Genomic DNA, 12,064 nt, shown 5'->3' with positions numbered 1-12,064 from the left:
GGCGGGTTACACCGCCATGTTGTCGATCAGCCGCGTTCCGCCGATGCGCGCGGCGACGAAGAGCCGGGCATTGTCGTTCGGTTCGTCTAGAAGCTCGATCGAGGCGGCATCGCGCAGTTCGGCATAGTCGACGCTGTCGAAACCGCCTTCCAGTAAGGCTGCGCGCAGGGTGGTCAGCACTTCTGCCGCCGGTTCGCCGTTTTCCAGCTTCCCGATCGCATCGCGCATCGCGTTCGGCAAAGTAACCGCCGCAGCACGCTGCCCCGCTGAGAGGTAAGCATTGCGCGAGGACATGGCGAGGCCGTCTTTCTCGCGCACGATCGGCACGCCGATGATCGCCTCCGGCATCGGGGCGTAGAGATCGAGATCGCGGGCCATGCGCCGGATAACGGCAAGCTGCTGCCAGTCCTTTTCGCCGAACAGCGCGATATCGGGCGCGACCTGGTTGAACAGCTTGCACACCACGGTCGCCACGCCGTCAAAATGGCCGGGCCGGTCCGCGCCGCAAAGCCCTGCGCTCACCCCCTCGACCGAAATGTTCGAGGCAAAGCCGTCAGGATACATCTCGCCCACCTCGGGCGCCCAGAGCAGGTCCACGCCTTCGCTGATGAGCAGCTCGCTGTCGCGCGCCAACTGGCGGGGATATGCGTCGAGATCCTCGTTCGGGCCGAACTGCTTCGGGTTCACGAAAATCGACACGGCAACGATGTCTGCCAGCTCGCGCGCGCGGCGCACCAGTGTCAGGTGACCGTCGTGAAGCGCCCCCATCGTGGGCACCAGCGCCAGCCTTGCCCCCTTGCCGGCAGCGCGGCGAAGGGCGGCGGTCGTCTCCCGTAGTGGATTGAGCGCGCGGATCGTTTGCATGAACTTCAGCCCTTCCGGTAAACTGCCCGGGCAAGCTGTAGCGTCCGCCCGCCGTTGGGCAACCCGGCAATGCCGGCGGCGCACCATTCATTGCGAGGACAGATGACCACACCTCACAAGATCGTGTTCGCGAACGAAAAGGGCGGAACCGGTAAATCGACCACCGCCGTGCACGTCGCGGTCGCCCTGGCCTACCAGGGCGCGAAAGTCGGCGCGATCGATCTCGATCCGCGCCAGCGCACTTTCTATCGCTATTTCGAAAACCGGCTGGACACCGAAAAACGCCGCGAAATCGAACTGCCCGGCGCTGCCGTCGGCGTGTTCGGCGGGCCGAACGTCGAGGCGCTGGACGAAATGGTCGCGGAAATCAGCGAAGGGCTCGATTTTCTGATCTTCGACACGCCGGGCCGCGACGACAAGTATGCGCGCCATGTGGCGACGCAGGCCGATACGCTGGTCACGCCCTTGAACGACAGTTTCGTCGACTTCGACCTCATCGGTCAGGTCGATGCCGAAACGTTCAAGGTGAAGAAGCTGTCGTTCTATGCCGAACTGATCTGGGAAGCCCGCAAGAAGCGCGGGATGGCGACGGTCAACGAAGGCAAGCGCGAGATGGACTGGATCGTGCTGCGCAACCGCGTCCAGCACGTCGAGGCGCGCAACATGCGCCGCATCGACGAGGCGCTGACCGAACTGTCCCGCCGCGTCGGTTTCCGCGTCGCGCCGGGCCTGTCCGAACGCGTCATCTACCGCGAACTGTTCCCCTCGGGGCTGACCTTGCTCGACAAGGGGCACCTCGGCGATCTGGCGACCAGCCACCTCGTCGCGCGGCAGGAACTGCGGGCACTGGTGAAGGGGCTCAATCTGCCGATGCCCGAACAGGGCAAGGCAGAGGCGGTGGATCAGGCCGCATGATGAAATTCGTCATCCTCGTCGTCGTGGCGGGGATTGCCTTCCGGATGCTGTTCGGAACCTGGCCGTGGCAGATGTTTGCCGAATCCGAAAAGAGCCAGAAACGCGCGCAGGCCCGCACTTTGCTGGGCGTGTCGCGCGATGCGAGCGCGGAAGATATTCTCGCCGCGCATCGCCGCGCCATCAAGGACGCGCATCCCGATCGCGGCGGATCGAGCGATGCGGTTCACGCGCTGGATCATGCACGTGACTTGCTGCTGGAACAAAGTCGCCGCAAAAACGACTTATAGGTAGTGTTGTTTCAGCGCGGCGTCCTGCCGCGTATGACGACCACCGCATCATCACGACCGAAAGGCCATCCATGAACCATACCTTCGACCCGACCGTCCTGCGCGAATACGACATTCGGGGAATTATCGGAGAGACGCTCGGCCCCGACGACGCACGCGCCATCGGGCGCAGCTTCGGAACGCTGTTGCGCCGGGCAGGGGGCAAGAAGGTCGCGATCGGATATGACGGGCGCGTTTCCTCGCCCATGCTGGAACACGCGCTTTGCGAGGGGCTGACTTCTACCGGGTGCGACGTTGTGCGCGTCGGCATGGGACCGACTCCGATGCTGTATTATGCGGAAGCATCAGCCGAAGATGTGGATGGCGGCATTCAGATAACTGGCAGCCACAATCCCCCCAATTACAACGGCTTCAAGATGGTATTTCAGGGTCGGCCGTTTTTCGGGGCCGACATCCTCGAAATCGGGACCATGGCTGCGGCCGGGGACTGGCTCGACGGGGCCGGTTCGGTCGAAACCCGCGAGATCATGGCCGAATATATCGAGCGCCTGCTCGACCCCATCATCGGCCTCGACGCTGCCGGGAAGGAGCGGCTGTCCACTCTTCGGATCGGTTGGGACGCGGGGAACGGCGCGGCGGGGCCGGCCATCGAAGACCTGGTCGCCAAGCTCCCAGGGGAACACTTCACTCTCTTCACCGATGTCGACGGGAATTTTCCTAATCATCATCCTGACCCTACCGAGGAGAAGAATCTCGCCGATCTCAGGAAGCTTGTCGCGGACAAGAACCTCGACTTTGGACTGGCCTTCGACGGCGACGGCGATCGCATCGGCGCGATCGACGGGGAAGGGCGCGTCATTTGGGGCGACCAGCTCCTGATGATCTACGCCGAAGATCTCCTCAAACTCGTCCCCGGCTCCACCATCATAGCGGACGTGAAGGCCAGCCGGGCGCTGTACGACCAGATTGCAGAGCACGGCGGCAAGCCGCTGATGTGGAAGACCGGCCACTCGCTGATTAAGTCCAAAATGAAGGAAACTGGCGCGCCGCTGGCCGGTGAGATGAGCGGGCACGTGTTCTTCAAACACGAATACTATGGTTTCGACGATGCGCTTTACGCAGGTGTGCGTCTGCTGGTGGCAAGCGCGCGGCTGAACAAGTCGGTCACGCAGCTTCGCGGCGAGATGCCCGACATGATCAACACGCCGGAAATGCGTTTTCAGGTCGATGAGAGCCGCAAGTTCGCCGTCATTGACGAGGTGAAGGAACGGCTGGCCGACAGCCCCGACGACGTCAACGACACCGACGGCGTTCGCGTCACCAATGACGACGGCTGGTGGTTGCTGCGCGCTTCGAACACGCAGGACGTTCTTGTGGCCCGCGCCGAAAGCGATAGCGAGGAAGGGCTGGAGCGCCTGATGGCGCAGATCGATGATCAGCTGGCTCTTTCGGGCCTGAAACGCGGCCCGCAGGCCGGTCACTGATATCGTTCACATCCCGCGAACCTGAATAGTGATTCGGGTTTGTGAGAGCCTTCCTTGGCAAGACAAGCGTCATTTAAAGCCAAAAGAGTCAGTACTTTGGTCTAACATGAAAAATGATTCAGGTTCTAAGTGCCTGATCGGGAACGCTTATTGACACTGTTGCAAAAAAAGAAAGTCCGCTAGCCATTTTTGCAGTTGCGAGAAGATGCGCTGCAGTGCACAAAGAAGCTGCCTTTCAGGCATCCTCTCCCAAAACTTCATGGCCCGGTCGGCTTGTCCACCGGGCCTTTTTCTTTGCCTGCAAACCTTTGCGGCACTGTTCGCGCCTTTCGTTCGTTAAGGTGGGACGATGGCGATTCCCGATAGCATAGAGGCATGGTTTCAAGGCCGCGGCTGGCGCATCCGCCGGCACCAGGCCGAGATGCTCGACGCCGACGATGCGGGGCAAAGCGCGCTGCTCACTGCCGACACTGGTGCGGGCAAGACGCTGGCCGGTTTCCTGCCGACGCTGGCGGCTTTCACACCCGAACGGCTTGCCGGTGGGAAGCCAGATGACGGGCTCCACACGCTCTACGTTTCGCCGCTGAAGGCGCTGGCCACCGATGTTCGCCGCAACCTGCTGGTCCCGATCGAGGAAATGGGCTTGCCGATCAGGGTTGAGAGCCGGACGGGCGACACGCCGTCACAGCGCAAGGCGCGGCAGCGCGCGAAACCGCCCCACGTGCTGCTGACGACGCCGGAATCGCTGTCGCTGCTGCTGTCCTATCCTGAAAGCTTCACGATGTTCGCGGGGCTGAAGCGCATCGTCATCGACGAGATCCACGCCTTCGCCACCGGCAAGCGCGGTGATTTGCTCGCACTGGCGCTCGCACGGCTGGAGGCGATAGCCCCTGACATGCGGCGGATCGGGCTATCGGCGACTGTCTCGGACCCTGAGCAATACCGCGAATGGCTGGCCTCGTGGGGTGATATCGATGCGGTCAGCCATGTGATCGGTGAACCCGGCGCGGAGCCCGTGATCGAGATCCTGCTGCCCGATGAAGAGCGTGTGCCATGGGGCGGGCACGCGGCGGCGTGGGCCGTGCCGCAGCTTTACGAGGAAATTCGCCGCAACCAGACAACGCTGATTTTTACGAACACGCGCTTTCTGGCCGAATATATCTTTCAGCTGCTGTGGGACGTGAACGAGGATGTCCTACCCATCGGCATTCATCACGGCTCGCTCTCGGTAGAAGCGCGGCGCAAGGTCGAAGGCGCGATGGCACGCGGAGAGCTGCGCGCGCTTGTCGCCACGGCCAGCCTCGATCTCGGCGTCGACTGGGGCGATATCGACTGTGTGGTGCAGATGGGCGCGCCGAAGGGCTCGTCACGCCTGTTGCAGAGGGTGGGGCGCGCCAATCACCGGCTGGACCAGCCGAGCCGCGCCATCCTTGTACCTGGCAACCGGTTCGAATTCCTGGAAGCACAAGCAGCCAAGGACGCGGTTGAGGAAGGCGTGCGTGACGGCGAGGATTTCCGCCCGGGCAGCCTCGACGTTCTGGCTCAGCATGTCATGGGCTGCGCCTGTGCGGCGCCGTTTCACGAGGCGGATCTGCTACGCGAGATACGCTCGTGTCATTCATACGCATGGGTGGACGAGGCGGTCTTCGAACGCGTCGTCAATTTCGTGGCCGACGGCGGTTATGCCCTGCGCGCTTATGACCGGTTCAAGCGTATCACGCGCGAACCGGACGAGGAGGGCGGCTTCGTCTGGCGGCTGACGCACCCTGAACAGGCGGCGCGGCACCGGCTGAACGCAGGGATCATTATCGACGGCGAGATGCTGACGGTGCGGTTTCGCAACGGGCGCTCGCTTGGGAAAGTGGAGGAACGCTTTGCGGCTGCCCTGCGGCCCGGCGACACTTTCCAGTTCGCAGGCATCAGCCTTGAGGTCGAGAGCCTGAAGGAGAGCGAGGTCATCGTCCGCGGGTCAAAGAAATCGGCGATGATTCCGTCATATGGCGGCGCGCGCATGCCGCTCACGACTCATCTGGCAGACCGCGTGCGCGAGATGTTGGTCGACCGGCCGGGATGGTCGCGCTTTCCCGATGACGTGCGGGAATGGCTGGAGGTACAGGACTGGCGCTCGCACCTGCCGGGGCCAGGTGAATTGCTGGTTGAGAGCTTTCCCCATGCCAAGCGCGAGTACAGCGTGTTCTATACCTTCGAGGGTTGGAACGCGAACCAGTCGCTGGGCATGCTGGTGACACGGCGGATGGAGGACAGGGGCCTCTCGCCCTTGGGTTTCGTAGCGAATGACTATTCTCTGGCGGTCTGGGGCCTGAAGCCGATCGAGGACCCCGCGTCGCTGCTGTCGCCCGATATCCTTGCGCATGAGTTCGTCGAATGGGTGCAGGATTCGCACCTCTTACGCCGTGCCTTTCGTGAGGCGGCAGTGATCGGCGGGTTGGTAGAGCGCCAGCAACCGGGCAAGCGCAAGACCGGCAAGCAGGTCACGTTCTCGACCGACCTGATCTACGATGTGCTGAAGAAGTACGAACCCGATCACGTCCTGATCGAAGCCGCCTGGGCCGAGGCGCGGACGCGGATGACCGATATCGGCAGGTTGGCCGGTGTCCTCGATCGTGCGGCGGAGCAAACCGTGCACGTCAAGCTGGAACGCGTCAGCCCGCTCGCCGTGCCGGTCATGGTCGTCATCGGTCGCGAGACGCTTCCTGCAGGGTCCGCCGATGATGAGCTGTTGCTGGAGGCAGAGACCCTTGGCGGTGTTGCCATGCGCCCCGACGATCCGGCGCGCTAAGAGGGCTCCGACCAGACAACCGTTACGTGATCGGGATGGCGAGAACGGTCATCACCAAGATCTTGCCAAACCCACCACGCCCGATCAGCCCAGCGCCCGCGGTGGTTGGTAAACAGCCGCGCTTTGGTTTGGGCCTCATGAACGAAAAAGGGCGGACCTTGCGGCCCGCCCCTGATCTGGTTTCCCTTGACGGGTTCCTTACTGGGAACTGGTCGTCGGGTTCACGCCCCTGGGACCTGCTTCGAATTCGCGGAACTGTTCGTTACCGACGAAGCCGAACTTGGTCGCACCCGAGGACTTGATGATCCGCAGGACCGAAGCCGACAGATCGTAGCTTGCGAACTCTTCCGGCTGGAACTGGAGTTCCGGTTCGACCGGAAGCGCCAGCGACTGCTGAAGCGTTGCTACGAACTGGCCTTCGTTCAGCGGAGTGCCGTTCCAGAGGATGTCACCACCCTGCGTGAGAACGACCTTGTTCTTGATCGGGTTCACATCGACGTTCGAGGGAACGTCGCTGGGAGCCGGGAGGTCGATGTTGACCGCGTGGGTCGCGACCGGGATGGTGATGATGAACATGATGAGGAGCACGAGCATGACGTCGATAAGCGGCGTCGTGTTCATGTCCATCATCGGCGAGCCATCATCGCTACCGCCTGACATTGCCATTGAATGTCTCCTTTAACTTGCTTGCCGCGATCAGGCGTTCGGATCGACCGGGGTCGAAATGAAGCCCACCGTCGGGTAGCCCGCGGACTGGATCTGGTAGATCGTGCCGGCAACACACTTCCAGGGCGTGTTGACGTCGCCACGGATGTGAACCTGCGGAATCGCGTCCGGATCGTCGACCAGGGCATCGGGACCGCCTGCACGTTCGATGATCGCATCGAGGCGATTGAACGAACGGTCATAGAGTTCTTCCGAACTCACCGGAGTTGCACCCAGGTAGATACGGCACTGACCGTCACGGCTGGCACCGGCATAGCCGGGTTCGCCGGGGCTGATGCCATTGGCATCGGTGGCGCTGACCGAAACGACCAGGTTCTCGACCTTGTCCTTGGATTCCTCGGACGCGAATACGGGCATCTTCATCTGCTCGATCGACTGAATCGCGACGGGAACCGCGATCAGGAAGATGATGAGCAGAACCAGCATCACGTCGACGAGCGGCGTGGTGTTGATGTCGGACATCGGGGCTTCTTCGCCGCCGCCTCCCATCGAAATCGCCATTATCTCATCCTATCTCGTAATTGCTCTTGCGACTGCCCGGACCGTTCCGGGCCGACTTCCCGCCGAAGCGGGAAATCCGTGCCTGGCGAGGCGAGCCCCGCCAGGCGTAACGGATGCTTACTTCTTGACCTGCGCGCCAGCAGCGGTCGTCGCCGGTGCGGGCTTCTTGGCAGGAGCAGCAGCAACGGCCGGCTTCACGGCGCCCTTCGAGTTGATGTTCGCGAGAACGTCAGTCGAGAAGCCCGAGAGCTGCGCAGCGATCTTCTTGTTGCGAGCCTGCAGGTAGTTGTAGGCGAGCACGGCCGGAACTGCGACGAGCAGGCCGAGCGCGGTCATGATCAGTGCTTCACCGACCGGACCTGCGACCTTGTCGATCGAGGCCGAACCGGCGATGCCGATGGCGATCAGTGCGCGGTAGATACCGACAACCGTACCGAACAGACCGATGAACGGCGAAGTTGCACCGACGGTCGCGAGGAACGGCAGGCCGCCTGCAAGCTTGGCGTTGATCTGCGCTTCCGAACGAGCGAGCGAGCCGTGGAGCCAGTCGTGGGCTTCGAGGCTGTCGGTCATCTTGGCGTGCTGTTCTTCGGCGGCGATGCCGTCGTCGACGATCTGGCGGTAAGCCGAGTTCTTTTCGAGCTTCGTTGCGCCTTCACGCAGCGAGCCTGCACGCCAGAACGTGGTGCGAACTTCGTTGGTCTGACGCAGGATCTTGTTCTGTTCGATCCACTTGGTGAAGAGGATGTAGAACGAGCCGAACGACATGATGCCGAGGATCGCAACGGTGGCGTAGGCGATGAAACCGCCCTGTTCCAGAGCTTCGGCGAAACCGAATTTGTTCTGCGGGGCCTCGGCGGCCGCGGCCATGATTTCGATGAGCATTACGGGATATCCTTCAACAAAATTGGCTTGATAGCTTTAATTCGTGGGGTGGTGGCGGGCCCGAGGGATTGGGCCCGCACCGTCATTAGTTGAGCTGGTAGACGATCGTGGTGCTCCACTGCGCCGAGACCGGGTTGCCGGCATCGTTGAGCGCCGGATTGAACCTGGCGTAGCGCTGGATGTCCTTGCACGCAGCGTCGTCGAGGGTCGACGAACCACTGGAGCTCGTCACCGAGCAAGCCGAAGCGCGACCGTCGGGACCGACCGTAACGCGAACGCCGACACGGCCTTCTTCTTCGTTACGGATGGCGCGGCTCGGGTAGTTCTCGATGATACGGCGCGTCCAGCGCTGGTAGTTATCAGGCGAGACACCACGGGCCTTCGAAGGCTGAGCGGGCGGCGGCGGCGGAGCCGGCGGCGGGACCGTCAGCACCGGCGGAGCCGGCGGCGGGATGTTCGGGATCGTCTGGATCTGCGGAGCGGGCCGCGTGATCGAGACGGCCGGCGGCGGAGCCACAGGCGGCGGCGGCTGCACCGGCACATTTTCGGGCGGCGGCGGCGGCGGCGGTGGCGGCGGCGGCGGCGGCTCGGAAATATTAACCGCAGTCACTGTCTCTTTCACCTTCTCGATCGCCTCATAGGCGAGTCCGGTGACAAGAGCATAGAGAACCGCGATGTGAATCAGCGCAACGATGATAATCGCGGTAACCTTGCTACCGCTCATCTGTTGGTCAGCGTAGGCCATTCAGACGGATCACTCCAATAAACTTACAGGCTTGCCCTTACAGGCGCACCCTCACAAACGCACGAGCCAGCGCAATCGATGCTGGACCGTATCGCCCCATTTTTTCCACCCTGCCGGAAGTTCCGGGATGCACGCTACCGGTAAGTCCATTTGATCGCATAGCGAAGAAACCTACCGTTGAACGCGCATTCGAATGTGGCCGGATCAATGCCCAGCCCCTTTTTTTCGGATTGTTAGCGGGCTTGGGCCCTACGTGCAATTGCTTTGTCGATTAAGGACCGATTCACGAACTTTCGCGTTTGGTGATCAAGCTTGTGCAAATTGCAGTGCGCCGCAGATGTTCCGAGGGTAGGGGGCTGCGCGACCTATTATAATGGTGAGGTAAGATGACGATCGTAAAGGCACGCAAACTCATGCCGATACTTGCCGCCGCAACGCTTGCGGGGGCAGGTGCCGGTGCGCTGCTGCCTGTTTCTGCGAGCGCGCAAGGCGCGACCGATTCGCAGGCCGTCATGCCCTATGCCGATCTCGCCGATCTCGCCGATGCGGCCCAGATGGTCGCGGTCGTCACCGTGAAGAAGGCGGTCGAACTTGATGCCGACCGCACCGGTCCCGTTCGCCAAGGCTGGACCCGCGCCTATGTGGAGGCGGAAACGAAGAGCCTGCTTTCCGGCAATGCGCCGATCGGGGCCAAGGTGAAATACCTTGCCGACATCCCCCTCGACGCCAAGGGCCGGATGCCGAAGATCAAGAAGCGCGAGATGGTCCTGTTCGCGCGCCCCGTCGCGGGCAAGCCCGGTGAGGTCCAGCTCGTGGCGCCCGACGCGCAAGTCCCTGTCGAGATCGTTGGCGCAGCGCGTCTGCGCACTTTGCTTGGCGAGCTCGTAACCCCGGACGGTGCGCCGGTCGTGACGGGTGTGCGCGATGCGCTCCACACGCCGGGTAACCTTGCGGGTGAGGGCGAAACGCAGATCTTCCTGAAGACAGAAGACGGCTCGCCCGCTTCGATCGCGGTGATCCGCAGTCCGAACCACCCTGTTCACTGGGGCCTGTCCACGGGCGAACTGGTCAATCCCGACGCGCGTCCGCCTGCTCGTGGCACGCTGGCCTGGTATCGCCTGGCCTGCGCGCTTCCGGCGCAGCTCCCTGCATCGGCCCAGATCGCGACCGATCCCTCGTTGCGCCGTGCCGCCGCGCAGGATTATGCTGTCGTGATCGAGCAATTGGGGGAGTGCGGGCGCAAGCGCGTCTTCTGATCGCGCATCTCGCGCCATTTCCTTGCGCGGAGTGACCGCAAGGAGAGCATTTAGTTGCGCTCACCTCTGGCCAATCGCGTCGCTGTCGCCTAACGGGCGCGGCGAACAGCGAAAGACGAAAGCGTGAGCGAAGCGATGAAGACAGAGCCCCTGCGCCTGGCCCTTGCGGGCCTTGGAACCGTTGGTGCGGGCGTGATCCGCCTTATCGAGACCAATGCAGACCTGATCGAACGGCGTTGCGGACGTCCGCTGCGAATCGTCGCCGTCAGCGCGCGTGACCGCAGCAAGGATCGCGGTGTCGACTTGTCGGGCTATGCCTGGGAAGACGATATGACCATGCTGCCCCAGCGCGACGACGTCGACGTTGTTGTCGAACTGGTCGGCGGGTCAGACGGTCCGGCCCTGACCCTTGCGCGCAAGGCTGTCGAAAACGGCAAGGCTTTCGTCACGGCGAACAAGGCCATGATCGCGCATCACGGCCTTGGTCTTGCACGCGACGCGGAAAGCGCGGGCGTCCCGGTTCGCTTCGAGGCAGCGGTCGCGGGCGGCATCCCGGTTATCAAGGGTCTGCGCGAAGGTGCTGCCGCGAACGAGATCGAGCGCGTTTACGGCATCCTCAACGGGACCTGTAACTACATCCTGTCCACGATGGAGGACACCGGCGCGGACTTCGCCGATGTCCTGTCCGAGGCGCAAGCTATGGGATACGCAGAAGCGGACCCGACCTTCGACATCGACGGCATTGATGCCGCACACAAGCTTTCGATCCTTGCCTCCATCGCGTTCGGCACCGAACTCGATTTCGGCGCCGTGACCACGGACGGCATCCGCCGCGTGCTTTCTGCCGACATCGCGCAGGCCGATTCGCTTGGCTACGTCATCCGCCTGCTGGGCATGGCGCGGGTGGAGCCGAGCGTGGACGGCGTGAAGCACCTGTTCCAGCGCGTGCACCCCTATCTCGTCCCCAAGGACCACCCGCTCGCCCATGTCGACGGAGCGACCAATGCCGTCGTGGCCGAGGGCAACTTTGTGGGCCGGCTGCTGTTCCAGGGCGCAGGCGCGGGCGACGGGCCGACGGCCAGCGCGGTCGTTGCCGACATCATCGACATCGCCCGCCTGTGGGAGAGCGAGAACGAGATCGATCCGCCGTTCTCGATCCCCGTCAGCGAACTGGACGCCAATGTCCCTGCTGAAACCGGAAATCACACGGGCAAGGCCTACTTGCGCTTCATGGTCAACGACCGCCCGGGCGTGCTGGCCGAGCTCACCGCCGCGATGCGCGATGCCAATGTTTCCATCGAAAGCCTGATTCAGAAGGGCGCGAAGGATTCGGGATCCAGCGACGGTTCGGTCATGGTCGCCATGGTCACGCACGAAGGTGAGGAGGGCTGCGTCACCCGCGCTCTCGAACTTCTGGCCGACAGCGACAGCATCACGGCAGAGCCGCTGGTGATGCACATCCTGCGGCAGTAATCGTCTTCCTGCCGCAAGGCTGCAACATCGCGGTTTTATCAAACGCCGCGATGGAACGACGTGATCATCTCGACATTGATGGGGCCTGCGGCTAGTCCCTTCGCAACTGCAAAACTTGCTTACGTCCT

General features: G+C 62.7%; 11 protein-coding genes. 6 read left to right on the top strand and 5 right to left on the bottom strand.

Features of this window, described 5'->3' with window-relative positions; genetic code table 11:
* Positions 1–6: 6 nt before the first annotated feature.
* On the bottom strand, positions 7–864 hold the full coding sequence (panC, locus tag KIH45_RS05995; protein WP_213175086.1) for a pantoate--beta-alanine ligase: 858 nt from the start codon (positions 862–864) through the stop codon (positions 7–9).
* A gap of 102 nt (positions 865–966) precedes the next feature.
* Between panC and KIH45_RS05990 the strand changes: the two genes are divergently transcribed.
* The 4 genes from KIH45_RS05990 to KIH45_RS05975 all read left to right on the top strand — a co-directional run bounded on the left by KIH45_RS05990 (position 967) and on the right by KIH45_RS05975 (position 6,350).
* On the top strand, positions 967–1,779 hold the full coding sequence (locus KIH45_RS05990) for a division plane positioning ATPase MipZ (protein ID WP_213175085.1): 813 nt from the start codon (positions 967–969) through the stop codon (positions 1,777–1,779).
* Complete coding sequence (locus KIH45_RS05985) at positions 1,776–2,066, top strand: J domain-containing protein (RefSeq protein WP_225899692.1); 291 nt, start codon at positions 1,776–1,778, stop codon at positions 2,064–2,066. Before KIH45_RS05990 ends, KIH45_RS05985 begins: the two co-directional genes overlap by 4 nt.
* Before the next feature lie 71 nt (positions 2,067–2,137).
* Positions 2,138–3,550 (top strand): phosphoglucomutase/phosphomannomutase PgmG, encoded by a 1,413-nt coding sequence (pgmG, locus tag KIH45_RS05980; RefSeq protein WP_213175084.1) that lies wholly within the window; start codon positions 2,138–2,140, stop codon positions 3,548–3,550.
* Between the two features lie 349 nt (positions 3,551–3,899).
* Complete coding sequence (locus tag KIH45_RS05975; RefSeq protein ID WP_213175083.1) at positions 3,900–6,350, top strand: ligase-associated DNA damage response DEXH box helicase; 2,451 nt, start codon at positions 3,900–3,902, stop codon at positions 6,348–6,350.
* Between the two features lie 198 nt (positions 6,351–6,548).
* Here KIH45_RS05975 and KIH45_RS05970 read toward each other — a convergent pair whose 3' ends face one another.
* From KIH45_RS05970 to KIH45_RS05955, 4 genes are all read right to left on the bottom strand, one after another.
* Positions 6,549–7,016 carry an ExbD/TolR family protein gene (locus KIH45_RS05970; RefSeq protein WP_213175082.1) on the bottom strand — a complete coding sequence of 156 codons (468 nt, stop codon included), beginning with the start codon at positions 7,014–7,016 and terminating at the stop codon, positions 6,549–6,551.
* A gap of 30 nt (positions 7,017–7,046) precedes the next feature.
* Positions 7,047–7,577: an ExbD/TolR family protein gene (locus tag KIH45_RS05965; RefSeq protein ID WP_213175081.1), complete on the bottom strand. Its 531-nt coding sequence runs from the start codon at positions 7,575–7,577 to the stop codon at positions 7,047–7,049.
* A 117-nt stretch (positions 7,578–7,694) separates the two neighbouring features.
* Positions 7,695–8,462, bottom strand: a complete 768-nt coding sequence (locus KIH45_RS05960; protein ID WP_213175080.1) for a MotA/TolQ/ExbB proton channel family protein — start codon at positions 8,460–8,462, stop codon at positions 7,695–7,697.
* Positions 8,463–8,547: 85 nt separating this feature from the next.
* Positions 8,548–9,186, bottom strand: coding sequence for an energy transducer TonB (locus tag KIH45_RS05955; protein WP_225899691.1), 639 nt, complete (start codon positions 9,184–9,186; stop codon positions 8,548–8,550).
* Positions 9,187–9,593: 407 nt separating this feature from the next.
* On the opposite strand from KIH45_RS05955, the gene KIH45_RS05950 reads away from it, so the two are divergent.
* The gene (locus KIH45_RS05950; RefSeq protein WP_213175078.1) at positions 9,594–10,463 is read left to right on the top strand and encodes a hypothetical protein; all 870 of its coding nucleotides are present in this window, start codon (positions 9,594–9,596) and stop codon (positions 10,461–10,463) included.
* A 135-nt stretch (positions 10,464–10,598) separates the two neighbouring features.
* A complete protein-coding gene (locus KIH45_RS05945; protein ID WP_213175376.1) occupies positions 10,599–11,936 on the top strand; it encodes a homoserine dehydrogenase in 1,338 nt (445 codons plus the stop codon).
* The last annotated feature ends 128 nt before the right edge of the window (positions 11,937–12,064 follow it).

Origin of the sequence: Croceicoccus gelatinilyticus (assembly GCF_018398395.1) — a bacterium.
Taxonomy (GTDB): domain Bacteria; phylum Pseudomonadota; class Alphaproteobacteria; order Sphingomonadales; family Sphingomonadaceae; genus Croceicoccus; species Croceicoccus gelatinilyticus.
This window is presented reverse-complemented; position numbering and strand designations above follow the sequence as displayed.